The sequence below is a fragment of the Jannaschia helgolandensis genome (assembly GCF_900109285.1).
GTDB classification, from domain to species: domain Bacteria; phylum Pseudomonadota; class Alphaproteobacteria; order Rhodobacterales; family Rhodobacteraceae; genus Jannaschia; species Jannaschia helgolandensis.
Genome location: NZ_FNZQ01000001.1, coordinates 52,205 through 70,687 on the forward strand (window position 1 = coordinate 52,205; position 18,483 = coordinate 70,687).

18 protein-coding genes and 1 other RNA gene are annotated in these 18,483 nt (G+C 62.5%); 11 read left to right on the plus strand and 8 right to left on the minus strand.

The window, feature by feature from the left end:
• Positions 1 to 248: 248 nt before the first annotated feature.
• A complete protein-coding gene (locus BMY38_RS00230) occupies positions 249 to 1,514 on the plus strand; it encodes a serine hydrolase (protein WP_425431611.1) in 1,266 nt (421 codons plus the stop codon).
• Positions 1,515 to 1,520: 6 nt separating this feature from the next.
• Here BMY38_RS00230 and BMY38_RS18275 read toward each other — a convergent pair whose 3' ends face one another.
• The 5 genes from BMY38_RS18275 to BMY38_RS00255 all read right to left on the minus strand — a co-directional run bounded on the left by BMY38_RS18275 (position 1,521) and on the right by BMY38_RS00255 (position 7,918).
• Positions 1,521 to 3,128, minus strand: coding sequence for an ABC transporter ATP-binding protein (locus BMY38_RS18275; protein WP_092758668.1), 1,608 nt, complete (start codon positions 3,126 to 3,128; stop codon positions 1,521 to 1,523).
• A complete protein-coding gene (locus tag BMY38_RS18280) occupies positions 3,125 to 4,237 on the minus strand; it encodes an ABC transporter permease (protein WP_092758670.1) in 1,113 nt (370 codons plus the stop codon). The genes BMY38_RS18275 and BMY38_RS18280 overlap by 4 nt, the downstream gene beginning before the upstream one ends.
• Complete coding sequence (locus BMY38_RS00245) at positions 4,237 to 5,322, minus strand: microcin C ABC transporter permease YejB (protein ID WP_092758672.1); 1,086 nt, start codon at positions 5,320 to 5,322, stop codon at positions 4,237 to 4,239. Before BMY38_RS00245 ends, BMY38_RS18280 begins: the two co-directional genes overlap by 1 nt.
• 3 nt (positions 5,323 to 5,325) lie before the next feature.
• Positions 5,326 to 7,161 (minus strand): extracellular solute-binding protein, encoded by a 1,836-nt coding sequence (locus BMY38_RS00250; RefSeq protein ID WP_092758674.1) that lies wholly within the window; start codon positions 7,159 to 7,161, stop codon positions 5,326 to 5,328.
• A gap of 232 nt (positions 7,162 to 7,393) precedes the next feature.
• The gene (locus BMY38_RS00255; RefSeq protein WP_092758676.1) at positions 7,394 to 7,918 is read right to left on the minus strand and encodes a c-type cytochrome; all 525 of its coding nucleotides are present in this window, start codon (positions 7,916 to 7,918) and stop codon (positions 7,394 to 7,396) included.
• A 145-nt stretch (positions 7,919 to 8,063) separates the two neighbouring features.
• Between BMY38_RS00255 and BMY38_RS00260 the strand changes: the two genes are divergently transcribed.
• Together BMY38_RS00260 and BMY38_RS00265 are read left to right on the plus strand one after the other, a co-directional pair.
• Positions 8,064 to 8,909 carry a prephenate dehydratase gene (locus BMY38_RS00260; protein WP_092758678.1) on the plus strand — a complete coding sequence of 282 codons (846 nt, stop codon included), beginning with the start codon at positions 8,064 to 8,066 and terminating at the stop codon, positions 8,907 to 8,909.
• A 98-nt stretch (positions 8,910 to 9,007) separates the two neighbouring features.
• Entirely contained in the window at positions 9,008 to 9,595 is a 588-nt protein-coding gene (locus BMY38_RS00265; protein WP_245737454.1) for a sulfotransferase family protein, read from the plus strand.
• 61 nt (positions 9,596 to 9,656) lie between these two features.
• Here the strand turns inward: BMY38_RS00265 and BMY38_RS00270 are convergent, their stop codons facing one another.
• Both BMY38_RS00270 and nudC read right to left on the minus strand, forming a co-directional pair.
• On the minus strand, positions 9,657 to 10,118 hold the full coding sequence (locus BMY38_RS00270; RefSeq protein ID WP_092758680.1) for an SRPBCC family protein: 462 nt from the start codon (positions 10,116 to 10,118) through the stop codon (positions 9,657 to 9,659).
• Between the two features lie 89 nt (positions 10,119 to 10,207).
• The gene (nudC, locus tag BMY38_RS00275; protein ID WP_092758682.1) at positions 10,208 to 11,149 is read right to left on the minus strand and encodes an NAD(+) diphosphatase; all 942 of its coding nucleotides are present in this window, start codon (positions 11,147 to 11,149) and stop codon (positions 10,208 to 10,210) included.
• 186 nt (positions 11,150 to 11,335) lie between these two features.
• Here nudC and ffs point away from each other — a divergent pair.
• The 7 genes from ffs (at position 11,336) to BMY38_RS00310 (ending at position 16,839) form a co-directional block, all read left to right on the plus strand.
• Positions 11,336 to 11,432, plus strand: an RNA gene (gene ffs / locus BMY38_RS00280) — signal recognition particle sRNA small type.
• A 103-nt stretch (positions 11,433 to 11,535) separates the two neighbouring features.
• Positions 11,536 to 11,958, plus strand: a complete 423-nt coding sequence (locus BMY38_RS00285) for a YidH family protein (protein ID WP_342707719.1) — start codon at positions 11,536 to 11,538, stop codon at positions 11,956 to 11,958.
• 23 nt (positions 11,959 to 11,981) lie between these two features.
• Positions 11,982 to 13,715 carry a DNA polymerase III subunit gamma/tau gene (locus BMY38_RS00290; RefSeq protein WP_342707745.1) on the plus strand — a complete coding sequence of 578 codons (1,734 nt, stop codon included), beginning with the start codon at positions 11,982 to 11,984 and terminating at the stop codon, positions 13,713 to 13,715.
• Between the two features lie 135 nt (positions 13,716 to 13,850).
• Entirely contained in the window at positions 13,851 to 14,330 is a 480-nt protein-coding gene (dps, locus tag BMY38_RS00295) for a DNA starvation/stationary phase protection protein Dps (protein WP_092761019.1), read from the plus strand.
• Positions 14,331 to 14,460: 130 nt separating this feature from the next.
• Positions 14,461 to 14,805, plus strand: coding sequence for a YbaB/EbfC family nucleoid-associated protein (locus BMY38_RS00300; protein WP_092758688.1), 345 nt, complete (start codon positions 14,461 to 14,463; stop codon positions 14,803 to 14,805).
• A gap of 1 nt (position 14,806) precedes the next feature.
• Positions 14,807 to 15,403 (plus strand): recombination mediator RecR, encoded by a 597-nt coding sequence (gene recR, locus BMY38_RS00305; RefSeq protein WP_092758690.1) that lies wholly within the window; start codon positions 14,807 to 14,809, stop codon positions 15,401 to 15,403.
• 113 nt (positions 15,404 to 15,516) lie between these two features.
• Positions 15,517 to 16,839 carry an EAL domain-containing protein gene (locus BMY38_RS00310; RefSeq protein ID WP_092758692.1) on the plus strand — a complete coding sequence of 441 codons (1,323 nt, stop codon included), beginning with the start codon at positions 15,517 to 15,519 and terminating at the stop codon, positions 16,837 to 16,839.
• A gap of 13 nt (positions 16,840 to 16,852) precedes the next feature.
• Here the strand turns inward: BMY38_RS00310 and BMY38_RS00315 are convergent, their stop codons facing one another.
• Positions 16,853 to 17,497, minus strand: a complete 645-nt coding sequence (locus BMY38_RS00315) for a ribonuclease T2 family protein (RefSeq protein WP_092758694.1) — start codon at positions 17,495 to 17,497, stop codon at positions 16,853 to 16,855.
• 130 nt (positions 17,498 to 17,627) lie between these two features.
• Here BMY38_RS00315 and BMY38_RS00320 point away from each other — a divergent pair, with 130 nt between their 5' ends.
• Complete coding sequence (locus BMY38_RS00320; RefSeq protein ID WP_092758696.1) at positions 17,628 to 18,407, plus strand: DUF1013 domain-containing protein; 780 nt, start codon at positions 17,628 to 17,630, stop codon at positions 18,405 to 18,407.
• Positions 18,408 to 18,483: the final 76 nt, after the last annotated feature.

The window sequence follows — 18,483 nt, forward strand, 5'->3', positions numbered from 1 at the left end:
TGGCAGTCTTCAGCGAGTGGTCGCCGAACCCGCCATATTTCCGCCACGATATACGCCTTCGGTTGTGGACAAGTCGAGATCAGCCCACCAGATGTCGCCGAATGATGCCGCAATCTGGGCAATTTGAAGGCACCCCGCTGAGCGGTAGATTTTACTACTCAATTAAGGTTAGTATAAACCAAATCACACAGGTCACCGGCGACAAGATCGGGACCCAAGGCAGACTGAGCAGTCTAGTGAACATAAACATGATCCGAAGCGCCCTTTGGGGCATAATGCCGATTGTCGTGACCATGATGCTTGCCCTTCCGGGTCAGGCCGCGCCCTATGCGGAAATGGTAATCGACGCCCGCACCGGCGAAGTCATCCGGGCCCGCAACGCCGACGCCCGGCTGCACCCCGCCTCGCTGACCAAGATGATGACCCTCTATATCGCGTTCGAAGCCGTCAGCCGCGGCGAGATCACGCTGGATACCGAGGTCCGCATTTCGCGCAACGCCGCGAACGAGCCGCCGTCCAAGCTGGGCCTCCGTGCCGGGCAAAAGATCGCGTTCCGATATCTCATCCGCGCGGCGGCGGTGAAATCCGCCAATGATGCCGCAACCGCCATCGGCGAAGCGATTTCCGGGTCCGAAGATGCCTTTTCGGAACGCATGAACCGCACCGCGCTGGCACTCGGCATGACGAACACCACTTTTCGCAACGCGAATGGCCTGACGCGATCCGGTCACCTGAGCACGGCGCGCGATATGACCACATTGGGACGTCGGCTTTTCTATGACTATCCCGAATATTACAATCTGTTCTCACGCACCACGACGGACGCGGGCATTACCCAGGTGCGCAATACCAACCGTCGGCTGCTGAATGATTATGAGGGCGCTGACGGGATCAAGACCGGATACACGAACGCCGCCGGATTCAACCTGGTGTCGTCGGCGCAGCGTGGCAATGTGCGGATCATCGCGACCGTTTTCGGTGGCCGTTCCACGGCGACCCGCAATGCCCGCATTGCCGAGCTGCTGGACATTGGCTTTGCCTCCGCGCCCAGCCGCGTCACCGAGCGTCGTCCCAGCCCGCCGGTCTACAGCGTTGCATCGCGGGCCGGACCGTCCGCCCCGGCGCTTTCGATGCGCCCGGTTCCACGTGGCACGGCGTCGGTTAGCATGATCTATGCCTCGGCCTCCACGCAAGTGGCTCAGCCATCGCCCAGACCTGCCCCCGAAGCGCCGCGCGTTGAAGCGCCGCGCGTTGTCGTGACCCGTGCGTCCACCGCCGGTCAGAACTACGGGATCGAACTGTCCGCGCAACGCACCCGCTCCGCCGCCGACAAACTTCTGCTGCGCACCGCCTTGCAGGAGCTGGACACGCTGGACCGTGCATTGCGCCGCGTGGACCGGGTTCGCAACGGCTTCGCGCCGGGCTTCATCGGCCTGTCCGAGCGGGAAGCCCAGCGTGCCTGCACCCGGCTTCGGGCGCGCGATGTGGATTGCAGCGTGGTTCTGGGCAGCTGAGCGGGGTCAGACCGCCGCCGCGACATCCGCCTTCAGGTCGAAGGCCGCCGCCATCAGCGCGCGGGTATAGGGGTTGGCGGGGGCATCGAAAACCTGCTTCGCGTCCCCTGCCTCGACCACATCGCCGCGCTTCATCACCATCACCTTGTGCGACAGCGCGCGTACGACCTTCAGATCGTGGCTGATGAACAGATACGCCAGCCCATGTCTTCTTTGAAGATCGCGCAGCAGGTCGACAATCTGCACCTGCACCGTCTGGTCCAGCGCCGACGTCGGCTCGTCCAGAACGACCAGCTTGGGTCGCAGGATCATGGCGCGGGCGATGGCGATACGCTGGCGCTGACCACCCGAGAACTCGTGGGGATAACGATCCATCGACGCCGGATCGATCCCCGTCTCGGTCAGGATTTCCGCAACCTGGTCGCGGTGTGGACGATCGTCGCCGGTATCATGCAGGCGCAGGCCTTCGGCCACGATCTCGGCCACTGTCATCCGGGGTGACAGCGAGCCATAGGGGTCCTGGAACACGATCTGCATGTCCTGTCGCAGCGGTTTCATCTGCTTGGATTTCAACCCGTCGATGCGCTTGCCCAGAAGGGTGATCGGTCCCTCGGACGAGATCAGACGCATGATCGCCAGTGCCAGCGTGGTCTTGCCCGACCCCGACTCGCCCACGATGCCGACGGTTTCGCCGGCACGGACCGACAGCGTGGCATCATTGACTGCCTTCACATAGCCCGCCGTCCGTTTCAGCAGACCCTTGGTGATCGGAAACCAGATTTTCAGCCCGTCCGTCGCGGCAATTTCCGACGCGCCGTCGGGCACGGGGTCCGGCACGCCGGTCGACTCGGCGGCCAGCAACATCTGCGTATAGGGGTGCTGCGGATTGTCGAAAATCGTGGCGACCGGCCCGGTCTCGACGATCTTGCCGTGCTGCATGACGCAGACGCGGTCTGCGAAGCGGCGCACGATGCCAAGGTCGTGGGTGATGAACAGCATGCTCATCCCCTCGTCGCGTTTCAGATTGGCCAGCAGTTCCAGGATCTGCGCCTGAATCGTCACATCCAGCGCCGTCGTCGGCTCGTCCGCAATCAGCAGGTCCGGCCCGTTGGCCAGCGCCATCGCGATCATCACCCGCTGCCGCTGCCCGCCCGACAACTGGTGCGGGTAGGCCGACAAACGGCTTTCGGCGTCGTGGATGCCGACCTTGTGCAGCATATCGAGGATGCGGACCCGCACCGCATCGCCGCGCAGGCCCTGATGCAGTTCGATACTTTCCCGCAGTTGCTTTTCGATGGTGTGCAGCGGGTTCAGCGAGGTCATCGGTTCCTGGAAGATGAAGCTGATGTCGTTGCCACGCACCCGTCGCAGGTCAGCCTCGGGCGCGCCGATCATCTGGGTGCCACCGTAGGTGATCGACCCGCTGACCTGCGCGCTGTCGGGCAGAAGCGACACCGTGGACAGGGCCGTGATCGATTTGCCAGACCCCGACTCGCCCACCAGCGCGACCGTCTCGCCCTTGTCGACGACGAAGCTGACGCCCTTCACGGCTTCGCTTGAAATGCCGTCCTGCCGGAAGGCGATCCGTAAGTCGCGGACGTCGAGAAGGCTCATGAAAAGGTCTTTCGCGGGTCGAAAGCGTCGCGAATGCCCTCGAAGATGAAGACCAGCAGCGACAGCATCACGGCGAAGGTCACGAAGGCGGTAAAGCCCAGCCACGGTGCCTGCAGGTTCTGTTTCGCCTGCAACGTCATCTCGCCCAGTGACGGCGACGACGACGGCAGACCGAACCCAAGAAAGTCGAGCGAGGCGAGGCCGCCGATGGTGCCCGTCACGATGAACGGCAGGAAGGTCACGGTGGCGACCATCGCGTTGGGCAACACGTGCCGGAACATGATCGTGCCGCTGCCGACGCCCAGCGCGCGGGCGGCGCGGACATATTCGAAATTGCGCGCGCGCAGGAATTCGGCCCGGACCACACCGACCAGCGCGGTCCAGCCGAACAGCGTCATCAGGAAGACCAGCAGCCAGAAATCCATCGGGATGATCGCCGCCACGATGATGATGATATAGAGCGACGGCGTGGACCCCCAGATCTCGATCACGCGCTGGAAGATCAGGTCGGTCCAGCCGCCGAAGAAGCCCTGGATCGCCCCTGCCGCGATGCCGATCACGCTGGTCAGGAAGGTCACGATCAACGCGAAGGCCACCGACAGGCGGAAGCCATAGATCACCCGTGCCAGCACGTCGCGCGCGGTATCGTCCGTGCCCAGCCAGTGCTTGGCATCCGGGGCCGACGGGGCCGCGCCGTCGATGTCGTTCACGGTATTGTACTTGTAGGGGATCGGCGGCCAGAGCAGCCAGCCTGCATCGGTCGGCGCGCCCTCGACCGTGCCGGACGCGCGGACTTCTGCAATGATGCCCTCGGGGTCGTCGAGGCACGGGTCCTCGGTCCCGCCCGCAATGATGAGGCACTGCACCTCGATCTCGCGGTAGGTGGCCTCGGTCTTGAAGAAGCCGCCGAAGTCCTCCTCGGAATAGAACGACATAAGCGGCGAACGCCATTCGCCGCGATAGCTGACGAGCAGGGGTTTGTCGTTCGCCAGCACCTCCGCGAAGAGCGACAGACCGAACAGCACTGCGAAAATCCACAGCGACCAGACGGCCCGCCGGTTCTTCTTGAAATTGCGCCAGCGGCGCGCGTTCAGGGGTGACAGGGCCATCAGGCTTCCCGGCTTTCGAAGTCGATCCGGGGGTCGACCCAGATATAGGTCAGATCGGTGATAAGCCCCATCACCAGCCCGATCAGCGAGAATGTGAACAGCGTGCCGAACATCACCGGGTAATCACGGTTGACTGCTGCTTCGAACCCGAGCCGTCCCAATCCGTCGAGCGAGAAGATCGTCTCGATGATCAACGAACCGCCAAAGAACACCGACACGAACAGCGCAGGAAAGCCCGAGATGACGATCAGCATCGCATTGCGGAAGACGTGACCATAGAGCACACGGCGCTCGGTCAGGCCCTTGGCCTTGGCGGTCACGACGTATTGCTTGCGGATTTCGTCAAGAAAGCTGTTCTTGGTCAAAAGCGTCAGTCCGGCAAAGGCGCTGATGGTCGACGCGGCAACCGGCAAGGTGATGTGCCACAGATAATCCAGTGCCTTTCCTATCAGGGAAAGATCATCGAAGCCGGGCGACGTCAGCCCGCGCAACGGAAAAATCTTCCAATACGATCCGCCCGCGAACAGCACCAGAAGCAGGATCGCGAACAAAAAGCCGGGGATGGCATAGGCCACGATGACGACCCCGCTGGTCCATGTGTCGAAGTTCGATCCGTCGCGAACCGCCTTGCGGACGCCCAGCGGGATCGAAATCAGATAGGCCAGAACCGTCGACCACAGGCCCAGCGTGATCGACACGGGCATCTTTTCCAGCACCAGATCAACGACCGAGATCGAACGGAAATAGCTCTCTCCGAAATCAAAGCGCAGATAGTCCCACATCATGTTCAGAAACCGCTCCAACGGCGGTTTGTCGAAACCGAACTGGCGCTCCAGTTCTGCGATGAATTCGGGCGGCAGGCCCCGCGCACCCAGATAACCGCTGTCGTTCTCGAATTGCTGCGCGCCGGCACCGTCCCCACCGCCGGCGATATTGGCGAAAGCATCGCCTTCGCCCTGCAACTGCGCCAGAACCTGTTCGACCGGGCCGCCCGGTACGAACTGGATCAGGGCAAAGTTGATGATCATGATCCCGAGCAACGTCGGGATCATCAACAGCAACCGTCGGAGGATATAGGCGCCCAAGGTCTAGAATGCCCCGGCAGCTTTGAGCCGGTCGTAGGCGTCCTGATCCGCCCACCAGAAATCCAGATTGCCCAGCGCAAAGGGCGGCAGGGGTTCCGGGTAGCGCAGATAATCATAATAGGCGACGGTATGGACCGGCTTGAACCACTGGGGAATCCAGAACTTCTGCGCCCGCAGCCCGCGATCCAGCGCCGAAATCGCCGTCTCCAGCGCCTCCTGATCCGCCGCCGCCTCGACCACCGAAATCAGGGCGTCGATGCCAGGGTCCTGAAGACCCATGAGATTGAACACATCGTCCACCCCCTCCGAGCCGAAATATTGCCGCAGGTTCGAACCGGGAACATAGGACATCGGCATCTGATGAGTGATGACATCGAAATCATAGCTGCGCTCGCGCTGCGTCATCTGGGCATTGTCGACACGCGTCATCCGGGCGTCGACACCCAGCCGCAGCAGGTTGTCCACGAACGGATTGATCACACGGTCAAAGGTCTGGCTGTCGTTCAGGAATTCGACCGACAGGGTCTTGCCGTCCTTGCGCCTGATACCATCGGCCCCGACGATCCAGCCCGCCTCCTCCAGAAGGGCCGACGCCCGGCGCAGGTTGCCCCGGTCCAGCTGTCGCGTGCCCGACACCGGCGGCAGCACCGCGTCTTCTGTCAGGATGGCCGCGTCCAGAAGACCCTTTTCCACCAGCGGCGTCAGGATCGCCAACTCCTCCTCGGACGGCGGACCTTCAGCCCGCAGGTCGGTGTTCTCCCAAAACGAGGTGATGCGGTCGTAGATGCCGTAGAACAGCGTCTCGTTGGACCATTCGAAGTTATACATCAGGCCGATCGCCTCGCGGACGCGGGGGTCCTGAAACGTCTCGCGGCGCAGATTGAAGATGAAGCTCTGCGATGTGGAAATGGTGCCGTCGGGCAATTCAGCCTTGATGACCGTGCCGTTCTGCACGGCCGGGAAATCGTATCCCGTGGCCCATGTCTTCGACGACGCTTCGTTGCGGAAGGTGTAGTTTCCGCCCTTGAAGCCCTGAAACGCGGCGTCGTAATCCGCGTAATACTCGATGCGGATGCGGTCGAAATTATTGCGACCGACGTTCAGCGGATGATCTTCTCCCCAGTAGTCATCGCGGCGGCGATAGGTGATCGACCGCCCGATATCCATGTTGTCCAGGATATACGCCCCCGACCCGACCAGCGGCTCCAGCGTCGAATCTTCGAAGTCGATGCCCCGCGCGTCGAAATCGGCCTTGGAGAATATCGGCAGGCCGCCCACCGTGGCCGGAAGATCGCGGGTCGGAACGCCATCCTTGAAGACGAAGCGAACGGTCTGCGGATCGATCACCTCGGCGGTTTCCACCTGCGTCGACAGGACCGCGCGAAAGCTGGGCAGGCCCTTGTCGCGAAACGTCTCGTAACTGAATACGATATCTTCGGCGGTCAGGGGCACGCCGCTGCTGAATGTCACGTCCTCGCGCAGGGTGAACGTCACCTCGCTGCGATCCGCCGGATAATCCATCGAGGTGCAGATCAGGCAATAGGCGGACCCGATCTCGTCCGAGGTGCCGCTCAGCAACGACTCGTATGCAGCCGACGACAGTCCGGCGGCGCGGCCCTTGGGTGTGTAGGGGTTCATGGAATCGAACGACCCGAAGGCCCAGACGCTGATCTCGCCGCCCTTGGGGGCATCGGGGTTCACGTAATCCAGATTGGTGAACCCCGGCTGATACTTCAACACGCCCCCCGGAAAGGTCGAAATGCCATGATCGGGTGTCGCGTCCTGCGCGAACGCGGGCAAGGCGGCAGTTACAGCGACAAGCGCGAGCCGTCTGATCATGATGAACGCTCCCTGGTTTATTCAATGCAACAGCTAACGAGGCGGGGTGCCGATATTCAAGGCCCCGAACCACACATGCCGGTGACTTTGCGCGCGATCCTGCTGCGAATCGTCGTTCGTTTCCTCCAGGCCACCCTTGCGTGAAATCCACCCGCGCGATGGTGCAGTTCTTTTCGCACGAAAAAGACCCGCCGCTTCGGACGGGCCTTTGGCAACCGGATCGACTGTTCCGCTACTGCTGGGTGGCAAGATAGGCGATCAGATTCGCCCGATCCTGAATATCCGTCATGCCGCGATAGGCCATCTTGGTGCCCGGCGCGTATTCCTTGGGATTGAGAATGAAGTTCGAGAGATTCTCGGGCGTCCACGCGCCCTCCATCGTCGCCAGCGTCTCGGAATAGTCATAGCCATCGGCCGAACCCTTGTCGCGACCGACCACGCCATACAGATACGGCCCGGTCGCGTTCGCGCCCTGCTCCAGCTTGTGGCACGACGCGCACTGCCGCCAAAGTTTCTCGCCGTCTGTGGCAGAGGCATTGACGTAGACTTCCTCGAAGGGAACCTCGGGCGCGGCATCTGCGGCGGCCTCTGCTCCGGCGTCCGCGACTTCGATCCGATAGCCCTGTGCGACTTCCTCTTCGTCGCCCTCTCCGGGACCGACATGATACAGGGATTCACTCGCCCATGCACCCAGCAGGAGAACCAGAAGGGCGCCGCAGATTGCACCAACGGTTTTGGTAATCGTCATCGTGTCCATTTATGGCACCTCTTCTTCTTGGTCGTATGTCTACGTTCGGACATCTTCGCACGGGTCGCGGTCATCTATGTGGTTTCATGGTCCGCGCGCAAGAGATACAGCCTGCGACCATACGCACCATCCACATCCGGGGGACGCAAATCACATGGCCACAATCGCATTTCAGGGTGAACTCGGTGCCTATTCGCATCAGGCCTGTCACGAGGCGCGCCCCGATTACACCCCCCTGCCCTGTCCCACGTTCGAGGATTGCATCGAAGCGGTCCGCGAAGGACGTGCCGATCTGGCGATGCTGCCCGTCGAAAACTCGACCTATGGCCGAGTGGCCGACATTCATTCGCTGCTGCCCCATTCCGGTCTGCACATCGTCGAGGAGGCCTTCGTCCGCGTACATATTAACCTGCTGGCGGTTCCGGGCACTACGCTGGATCAGGTGAAAATCGCGCAATCGCACACCGTCCTTCTGGGCCAGTGTCGCGATTTCCTGTCCGGTCACGGCATCCGCCCCCGCGTCGGGGCCGACACCGCCGGGTCGGCGATGCAGGTCGCGCAAACCGGCGATCCATCCGTGGCTGCGCTGGCCTCCGAGATGGCGGGCACGATCTATGGCCTCGACCTGCTGGCGCGGCATATCGAGGATCACGACCGCAATACCACGCGCTTCCTGATCATGTCCGCCGATCCGACGCGACCGGCACCCGGCTCCGGCCCGATCAAGACGACCTTCGTGTTCCGTGTCCGCAACATTCCCGCCGCACTCTACAAGGCAATGGGCGGTTTCGCGACCAACGGCGTGAACATGACCAAGCTGGAATCCTATATGGTGGACGGATCGTTCTCGGCCACGCAGTTCTATTCCGACATCGAAGGCCATCCCGACGATCCCGCCGTCGCCCGCGCGCTGGAGGAGTTGGCCTATTTCACCTCGTCGCTCGATATCCTCGGTGTCTATCCCGCCGATCCCGACCATTTCGATGGCGGCGCGGGCTAGGCATACCATCGCTTATTGACGCTGGGTAAGCTTGCTGACTCATGCTACGATCCGACCTGCGGAACCCGTCACCAAACCTGCGTGCGACAGGACGTCGAATGGCACTCGAAATCGTCGGTTCCGGCTTTGGCCGAACCGGAACCATGACCACAAAGGACGCTCTGGGTATCCTGGGCTTCGGACCGACACATCACATGGTCGAAATCCTGGAGGACCCGTCGCAGATCGGCCTCTGGAAGCATCACATGGCCGGACGGCCCGTCGACTGGTCGGCGGTGTTCAAGGGCTACCGCTCGCAGGTCGATTTTCCGGGCGCGGCAGTCTGGCAGGACTTGCTGACAGCCTTTCCCGACGCGCGGGTCATTCACACCGAGCGCCCCGAGGACGCCTGGTGGGCCAGCTTCAACAAGACGATCGGCAAAGTTTTTCGCCTTGCCGAGACGCTGCCGCTCCCCGATCCGATCATGGATGTGACCGTGAGCTTCCGGGATGGCCTGATCGGGCCGCTGCTCGGCGATTATCGCGACCGCGAAACGGCAATTGCCGCCTACCGCGCCAACAACGCCCGTGTGCGGAAGGTTGTGCCGCCGGACCGGCTGCTGGTGTTCGACGTGGCACAGGGCTGGAAGCCGCTCTGTGCATTCCTCGACGTCCCGGTGCCGGACACACACCTTTCCGCACCATAACGTCCGGGGCGAGTTCTGGGACCACTTCGGAGGTGAACCTGACGAAGCCTGACCGGGGAAATCAGCCCTTCGCGGCTGTCTTCTCGATCCGTGCGGCAAAATCGGATATCCGCCCCTTGTACCGCTTCGCCAGCGTCTTGCGGGCCAACTTGGCGGATTGCAGCATCAGCCGCGCCGCCAGACTGCGGGCGCGCGCTTCGGTCGTGACGGTCAGGCGGGTCAGGCGCGGCCCCAGTTCGGCCAGATCGACGTCGATATTGACCTGCATCCCGTCCGTCGCCGCCTCTGCCGTCAGCCTGGACCATGTCTCGATGGTTGCAGCGGTCACCGTCACGTCGCGCTTCTTGCCCATCACATCGGCCTTGCCGGACCAGACGGTGCCCTGCGCGGGCGGACCCGGCGGCCTGCGCTGGATTGCACCGATACGGGCGCGGGCGCGGTCCTCGAAAGCCTCCAGATCGGCCACGTGGGACCAGACCAGAGCAATCGGTGCGGCAACGTCCTCGACAGCGACGAACTTCATGAATGGTCCTCTTGCGGCAATCCGGGGCGGGCTGACGCCCTGCATAGCCGTCCGGCCCGACAGGTCAACGCCATCCCGGGCCGGACGCATCAATCCAGCGTATCGGCCAGCCAGTTCTGCAACAGGAAGTGTGCGATTGCCCCTTCCCGCGCTGGCAGGATGCGGGCGTGATTGCCGGCAAGGACCTCGGCCATGTCCTCGCGGCTCAACCAGATCGCCTCGGCAATTTCCTCGGGGTCGATCTCGATCTGCTCACTGATCGCCTCGCCATGCGCACCCAGCATCAGGCTGCCCGGAAAGGGCCAGGGCTGACTGGACAGATACGACACCGGGCCGACGCGAATTCCGGTTTCCTCCCAGACTTCGCGGCGCACAGCGGCTTCCAGCGTTTCCCCCGGCTCCATGAAACCGGCCAGGCAGGAAAAGAATCCCTCGGGCCAAGCCGGCGATCGCCCCAGAAGCACTGAATTGCCGCGTGTTATCAGCATGATGACAACCGGGTCGGTGCGCGGAAAATGCATCCGGCCACAGCCCGCGCATCCGCGCATCCATCCGGCTTTGCCCGCGTCGGTCGGTGACCCGCAATTGGCGCAGAACCCATGCGTCCGGTGCCAGTCCAGCACGCCCTTCGCCGTCGCCGCGATCTCTGCATCCAGCGGCGACAATCGCGTCATCGCCTGCCGCAATTCCGCGAAGGCAGTGCCGTCCGGCAGGTCTACATGCGTCTGCTCGGATGTATCGGTGAACCCGCCCAGCATGTCGGACACGTCCTCGACACGAAGGGCCGACACATCCCGCGCAAAGATCGCCGCCCCGTCGATCCGACCTATCAGGACCGGCGTGCCATGGTCCGTGAAGGCTGGCCCGCCGATGAATGCCAGCCCGTCCCGTGATGCATTCAACAGCGGCTTGCCCCGCCACAACGGCAGTGTGCGGACAGGCAGGGCGGACAGCATCTCCGGGTGGCGCCGCAGGTCCTCGGCCCGGTCCAGCCCGCCACCGCCGAAGGTCACCGTTTCGGCATGTTTCATGTCGTCATCCCCGCACCAGTCCGCGCCGGGTCTGCGGCAAAGCTCCGGCGCTGTCCAGAACCGCGCGGACCCTCGACCGGAGATGGTCCAGACGCATTCAATCACCCACAAGCGGCTACGATGACATCTCAGCAGATCCGAGGCTCTGCTCTTGCACCCTCGCCGCGTCCATCCTATCTGACCTTCGAGAGGTTGGCACGGGCAGGTGCTTCGCCAACCTGGTCAGGACCGGAAGGTAGCAGCCACAACGATTACCACTTGGGTCGTCGTCCAGCCTCTCACCCCACGGAACTTTGCCAAGGGCGAAATCTCCGTCTTAACTTTCCAGCAGCAGATCCATACGGTCGCCCGCCACGCAATACATCCGCCATCCCGCCGATGATCGCTTGGCCACCCTAACGAAACCCGCTAGCATCCTGACGATGCAGGATAATGCCACCGACGACCAGGATACCGAGACGGAATGGGCCGAACACCGGACCGACTGGGCCGAAGATCGTACGATTCTCGCGAATGAGCGCACCTTCGCGGGATGGATGCGGACCGGCATGGCCTCCATCGCCATCGCGGTCGGTCTGAAGGCCGTGTTCGGGGCCGCCGAACCGACATGGCTGCCCAAATCGGTTTCCATGATCTTCATCGTTGCCGCTCTTCTCATCTTCTGGTCTGCTTGGCGCAACGCGGGCAAGGCGCAAAACCGGCTGAATGCGCATAACGCGGAATGCCAGCCGACCCGGACCTTCGCGATACTCTCCACGATTTTCTCGATCGGCGCGGTTATCATCGGCGTTGTCCTCTGGATGCTCTAGCCCTCGGACCGATCCCGCCCTAGATTGCGCCGACCTCGGAGGCCCGCATGAGCGACACAGAATATCAGGTGCTGGCGCGCAAATACCGTCCGGCGACGTTCGCCGACCTGATCGGACAGGACCCGATGGTCCGCACCCTGCGCAATGCCTTTGCCGCCGACCGTATCGCGCAGGCCTTTATCCTGACCGGCATTCGCGGCACCGGAAAGACCACCACCGCACGCATCGTCGCCAAGGGGCTGAACTGCATCGGGCCGGACGGAACCGGCGGACCGACGACTGACCCCTGCGGCGTGTGCGAGCCCTGCGTCGCCATCTCTGAAGGCCGCCACGTCGATGTGCTGGAAATGGACGCCGCGTCCAACACCGGCGTCGGCGACATGCGCGAAATCATCGACTCGGTGCATTACCGCGCGGCCTCCGCCCGCTATAAGATTTATATCATCGACGAAGTTCACATGTTGTCGAACAGCGCATTCAACGCGTTGCTCAAGACGTTGGAAGAACCGCCCGCGCATGTGAAATTCATCTTCGCCACCACCGAAATCCGCAAGGTGCCGGTCACCGTCCTGTCGCGTTGCCAGCGCTTCGACCTGCGCCGGATCGAACCCGAAGTCATGATCGCCCACCTGCAAACCGTTGCGGGCAAGGAAGATGCCCGGATTGCCGACGATGCGCTGGCCCTGATCGCGCGGGCCGCCGAAGGATCGGTCCGCGATGCGATGTCCCTGCTGGATCAGGCGATCAGTCATGGCGCGGGCGAATCCACGGCCGATCAGGTCCGCGCGATGCTGGGGCTGGCCGACCGGGGCCGCGTCATGGACCTGTTCGACCTGATCATGAAGGGCGAGGCGGCGGCGGCGCTGATGGAACTCGGTGCACAGTATTCCGACGGGGCCGATCCGATGGCCGTGCTGCGCGACCTGGCCGAACTGACCCATTGGATCAGCGTCATCCAGATCACCCCCGATGCCGCCGAAGATCCGACGGTCAGTCCCGACGAGCGCGCGCGCGGACAAGCCTTTGCTCAGGGTCTCCAGATGCGGTCGCTGACCCGGATGTGGCAGATGCTGCTCAAGGCACTGGAAGAGGTCGGAAATGCCCCCAACGCGATGATGGCCGCCGAGATGGCCGTGATCCGCCTGACCCATGTCGCCGACCTGCCCAGCCCGGACGATCTGGTTCGCAAGCTGCGCGACACTCCGATGCCCCGGAGCGATGCCCCCGCGCCGCGCCCTGCCCCGGCGGGCGGCAGCGGCCCGGTTGCCCGTGGCGGTGCGGCACAGGCCCATGCCATCGCGCCCGACGCCGAACAGGCCCTCGCCCGGTTTCGGACATTTCCGCAGGTGGTCGAACTGATCCGCGCCAACCGCGACGTCAAGCTTCTGGTCGAGATTGAAAACTACGTTCGTCTCACCCGCTACACACCCGGTCGGATCGAGTTCGAGCCCGCACCGGGTGCCGCATCCGACCTTGCCGCCCGGATCGCCGGTCGGCTGCAGGGCTGGACCGGAAATCGCTGGGTCGTGTCTCTGGTCTCAGAGGGCGGAGCGCCTACCATCTCCGAAGTTCGGGACAGCGATTTGCGCCAGGCCGAAGCAACGGCGATGGCGCACCCGATGACGCAGGCCATTCTTCAGGCGTTTCCGGGTGCGGAACTGGTCGAGATCCGCACGCGCGATGCGATGGCGCGGGACGCCGCGCAGGATGCCCTCGCCGAAGTCGAGGACGAATGGGATCCGTTCGACGAGGATTGAACGTCCGACATGGATCAGACCTGGATCACCCGCAGGTCCGACCTCGGTTTGCGACATGTTTTTGGCATGTGGCGTGCAACCGAATCCCTCCTTTCTCCGTTGATCCCACGAGCGATCCAAACACCGGAGGACGACATGCCAGAGAGCTTTGTCACAGGCATTGACCAACAGACCCAGGAACAGATGTGCGAATTGCTGAACGCGCGTCTGGCGGACGGCATCGACCTGCGGCTTGCCGTCAAGCAGGCGCATTGGAACCTGCGTGGTCGGGGATACATCGGTGTGCACGAACTGCTGGACGAGGTTTCGGCCCGGCTGGGCGAGGGCACCGACATGATGGCGGAACGTGTTGCGATGATGGGCGGTTTGGCCCGCGGCACCTCGCAAGTGGTTGCAAAGCAAACCGATCTGGAAGCCTATCCGGTGGAGTTGACGGCAATCGAGGATCACGTCTCCGCCTTGGTCGAACGATTCAAGGCCTATGGTGAATCCCTGCGCAAAGCCATCGACTCGGCGGGTGAAGCCGGTGATGAGGACAGTGCCGACCTGTTCACCGAAGTCAGCCGTCTGGTCGAAAAGGACACCTGGTTCATCGGTGCGAACGCCGCCGACTGACGCCGGTCAACCCGCAGAAGACCCTGAAGATGGGCCGCCCCTTTCGGGCGGCCCTTTTGCATTCGCGACGGTTGCGGGACCCCCGGCAGATCGCTACCTGAAGGAGAACGCGACTTTACGGAGAAACGGTATGTTCAAGGGAATGGGCGGCCTCGGCGACATGGCCGGGATGATGAAGAAAGCGCAGGAAATGCAGACCAAGATGGGCGAAATGCAGGACGCATTGTCGGCCATCACGGTCACCGGTGAATCCGGTGCCGGACTGGTCAAGGCAACTGCCACGGCCAAGGGTGAGCTGGTCGGTCTGGATATCGACCCGTCGATCTTCGTGCCATCGGAAAAGGAAATGGCCGAAGATCTGATTCTGGCGGCGATCAAGGATGCACAGGCCCGCGCCAGCGAACGGTCGCAGCAGGAGATGGGCAAGATGGCCGAGGGCCTGGGCCTGCCCCCGGGCATGAAGCTGCCGTTCTGACGTGGATGGCACCCGCGATATCGAAGCATTGATCGACCTGATGGCCCGCCTTCCGGGCCTAGGTCCCCGATCGGCCCGGCGCGCGGTTCTGCATCTGATCAAGAAGCGCGATAGCCGTCTTCTGCCGCTGGCGCAGTTGATGGACGAAGTGGGCCGGACGATCCGCACCTGTCTGAATTGCGCCAACCTGTCGACTGGCGACATCTGTCCGATCTGCCTCAGCGAAAAGCGCGCCAACGGTCAGATCTGTGTGGTCGAGGATGTTGCCGATCTCTGGGCGATGGAACGGGCACAGGTGTTTCAGGGCCGCTATCACGTTTTGGGCGGTACACTGTCGCCGCTTGATGACATCGGACCGGACGATCTGCACATCCCGAAGCTGCGTGACCGCATCGCCGCCGAGAATGTCCGCGAGGTCATCCTGGCGCTGAATGCGACAGTGGACGGCCAGACCACGGCGCATTATGTCGCGCAGGAACTTGCCCCGACAGGCGTGGGTCTCAGCGGCCTGGCACAGGGGATGCCCGTCGGCGGTGAACTTGACTACTTGGACGACGGTACGCTTCGCGCGGCCCTGTCTTCACGCAAGCCATATTAAGACGGGTATCCAGCTTTCGGGCTTCGTGTTAAAAATTGCAAAGCTGATCTGCAAATTTGCAAATATGAATAAGTGTGGGGACTGAACAATCCTGGAGTTTGGTTGATATAATTATGAACGGCGCTTCATTCTGGAATTTGCTGACCCAAAGAATATTCAGCATCTCGGGCTGGGCCCTGCGTCCACGTCTGGCTGACAACATTGTAGAACCCGCGTTCGACGCTCCTTCGCGCCGCATGTCATCAAGCCCGGCGCAGGTTTCGCAAGCGGCGACGCTTGCCCTTATGGATATCGACGATCTGAAAGGCGTGAATGTCACGGCAGATTTCGATACCGGTGACCGGCTTTTGAATGAGGTGGACAATATCCTGCGCCGAGCGCTTCCCTGCGGAGCCGGTTTCGAGCGTCTGGAGAGTGGCCGTTTCCTGGTCTGGTTGCCCAAAATGTCGCTGGAGTGCGCGGCCAAGATGGCGGAACAGATGCGACTGCTGGCGTGTCAGGCGCTGGTCGATGGCCCGAGCGGTCGCGTTGCACGCACCTTGTCCGCCGGACTGGTTGCGACGTCATCGAACGAAAGCAGGGCCCGCGCGATCCTGCGGGCCGATGTCGCGCTGGCAAACGCCAAACGTATCGGCGGCAACAAAACGGAAACGACGCCGAACCTGCCGATGCCGTCGTTGGTACCGTCCCGCGAGCAGATCGAGGAAGCGATCACGACGCGCGCGCTGGAATATCATGTTCAGCCGATCTTCGATCTGCGGTCCATGATGCCCGCAGGGGTCGAGGCCCTGCTGCGCTGGAACCGTCCCGATGGTGCGGTGCTGGGTCCGAACGGTTTCATGGATACTCTCAACCGTATTCCGGAAGTCGGCGCCGAGTTGTTCCCTGATCTTGCTGTCGAGGCAGCGATGCCATTCGCCACGGGTGCCGCCCCGATCTATACGACGTTCAACATTACCGGCGCGGTTCTGGACGGGGTCAACAGCCCCGGCTGCCGTTGGCTTTCGACGGTTCTGGAACGTATTCCTGCCGAGAACCTCGTGCTGGAAATCGTCGAGACCGCCGTGATCGTGAACCCGCAGCGCGCCGCCGATCTGATCGACCGCCTCAGGGCGAGGGGAGTTCGCATTGCGCTGGATGACTTTGGCACCGGCTTGTCCAACCTCGAACGACTGCGGCGATTTCCGGTCGATATTCTGAAAGTCGACCGGGCCTTCGTCGATGGCATCGGCGGGGATGGCCGGGAGGAAGCAATCCTCGCCAGCCTCGTTGCGCTGGCGGGCGGACTGGATATCGACGTCATCGCAGAAGGGATCGAAACCGAAGCGCAGGCCCGGACCGTCGGCGATCTGGGTATCTATTACGGTCAGGGCTATCATCTGGGACGACCCGCGCCCGCGTCGGATTGGGCGACCCGGATGGCCGAAGGGTACTAGCCGCCTTCGGATATCAGCGCATCGGCGACAACAGGGCATTGCCCAGCGTACAATCGCGGATGACATCCGCACCACAGCGTCGCGGGTCCAGATCCTTGGTCAGACAGACGCGCACTTCCTGAATCCGCCCGGCGCGACAGGTGATCGTCACTCCATCGGCGGACAGGTCTGGATTGGCCTCCAGAAAAGCCTCTTCGATCACACGGGCAGGCAGGGTCACTTCGCGGCCCAGATCGCGGATCGCAGCTGGCTTGTTGACTACGCTGTAAGCATCCCGCGCCGCAGCCAGATAAGCCGGCGCAGTCAGTCCGGAACAGGTACCGTGCTTGCGCCACTGATAAAATGCCAGCCCGGAACTGCCCATGATATCCTCCATCGCCTCGGTTTCACCGCGCGTCGCTGGCCGGGCCGCGGTGCGGCAGAAGCTGGGCCAACCACTCTCATATTGCGGCCACAGACCATGAAGCGTGAACCCGAACCCGCGTCCAGGATCGCATTGCGGCGATCTGCGAGCGTCCCCGTCCAGCGCGCACCAGGTCGGCGTCCACGACAGCGCCAGGACATAATAGTCGAAATCGCCCTGTGCATCGCCCTCTGCCCAAGCCGGTACGGCCATTGGGGCAGTGAGGATCAAAAGGACGGCAAGCAGACGTTTCATCTTGGGTCTTTCCCATTGGCGCGACCCGGCCTATATAGCGTCCCAAGTTCCCCGAAAGCGAGAACAAGCGGCCCCGGTCGCAGCCCCTGATCCGGGCGACGCTAAAGTCATGTCTGAAGGAAGCGATCCGATGAACAAACCCATCATGGCGAAAGCCACGGCCGTCTGGCTGGTCGACAATACCACCCTGAGCTTCAAGCAGATCGGCGATTTCTGCGACCTGCACGAGTTGGAAGTCCAGGGCATTGCCGACGGCGACGTTGCCGTTGGCGTCAAGGGTTTCGACCCGATCGCCAACAACCAGTTGACTGCCGAAGAGATCGAAAAGGCCGAGAAAGATCCGGTCCACAAGATCCAGTTGAAGTTCAATGCCGCCGCACAGGGCGAAGAAAAGCGCCGGGGTCCGCGCTACACTCCCCTGTCCAAACGTCAGGACCGGCCCGCGTCGATCCTGTGGCTGGTGAAGTTTCACCCCGAGTTGTCGGACGCGCAGGTCAGCAAGCTGATCGGCACCACCAAGCCGACCATTCAGGCGATCCGCGAGCGGACGCACTGGAACATCCAGAACATCCAGCCGATCGACCCCGTTGCCCTCGGCCTGTGCAAACAGACCGAACTGGATGCCGCAGTCCAGAAAGCCGCCGCCAAACTGACAGCGTCAGGTGAAGTGATGAGCGACGATGAGCGGCGCAAGCTGGTCTCGACCGAGCAGAGCCTTGGCATGGATACGGACGAGCCGAAGATGCCGTCCAACATGTCCGGCCTCGAAACATTCAGCCTGTCCGGGCAGGACGACGAGGATAAACCCGACCGCCGCGACGTGCGCGATGCCGAAAGCTTCTTCAACCTGCCTGAGGGTGAGGACGACGAGGATGATGACGAAGACGGCAAGAAGAAAAAGAAGCGTTGACCGCTATCGGTTCTCGACCGTGATCAGCCGCCTCTCGGGGCGGCTTTTTCATTGGGGGACCAATCAAGATAACCGC

What these genes read in the sequence shown, in the direction of transcription:
- BMY38_RS00255 (WP_092758676.1), bottom strand. Translation starts at nt 7,918, where the DNA reads ATGGACACGATGACGATTACCAAAACCGTTGGTGCAATCTGCGGCGCC.
- BMY38_RS00300 (WP_092758688.1), top strand. Translation starts at nt 14,461, where the DNA reads ATGTTCAAGGGAATGGGCGGCCTCGGCGACATGGCCGGGATGATGAAG.
- BMY38_RS00260 (WP_092758678.1), top strand. Translation starts at nt 8,064, where the DNA reads ATGGCCACAATCGCATTTCAGGGTGAACTCGGTGCCTATTCGCATCAG.
- BMY38_RS00315 (WP_092758694.1), bottom strand. Translation starts at nt 17,497, where the DNA reads ATGAAACGTCTGCTTGCCGTCCTTTTGATCCTCACTGCCCCAATGGCC.
- BMY38_RS00250 (WP_092758674.1), bottom strand. Translation starts at nt 7,161, where the DNA reads ATGATCAGACGGCTCGCGCTTGTCGCTGTAACTGCCGCCTTGCCCGCG.
- BMY38_RS00320 (WP_092758696.1), top strand. Translation starts at nt 17,628, where the DNA reads ATGAACAAACCCATCATGGCGAAAGCCACGGCCGTCTGGCTGGTCGAC.
- BMY38_RS00310 (WP_092758692.1), top strand. Translation starts at nt 15,517, where the DNA reads ATGAACGGCGCTTCATTCTGGAATTTGCTGACCCAAAGAATATTCAGC.
- BMY38_RS18275 (WP_092758668.1), bottom strand. Translation starts at nt 3,128, where the DNA reads ATGAGCCTTCTCGACGTCCGCGACTTACGGATCGCCTTCCGGCAGGAC.
- BMY38_RS00230 (WP_425431611.1), top strand. Translation starts at nt 249, where the DNA reads ATGATCCGAAGCGCCCTTTGGGGCATAATGCCGATTGTCGTGACCATG.
- nudC (WP_092758682.1), bottom strand. Translation starts at nt 11,149, where the DNA reads ATGAAACATGCCGAAACGGTGACCTTCGGCGGTGGCGGGCTGGACCGG.
- BMY38_RS00265 (WP_245737454.1), top strand. Translation starts at nt 9,008, where the DNA reads ATGGCACTCGAAATCGTCGGTTCCGGCTTTGGCCGAACCGGAACCATG.
- BMY38_RS00270 (WP_092758680.1), bottom strand. Translation starts at nt 10,118, where the DNA reads ATGAAGTTCGTCGCTGTCGAGGACGTTGCCGCACCGATTGCTCTGGTC.
- BMY38_RS18280 (WP_092758670.1), bottom strand. Translation starts at nt 4,237, where the DNA reads ATGGCCCTGTCACCCCTGAACGCGCGCCGCTGGCGCAATTTCAAGAAG.
- dps (WP_092761019.1), top strand. Translation starts at nt 13,851, where the DNA reads ATGCCAGAGAGCTTTGTCACAGGCATTGACCAACAGACCCAGGAACAG.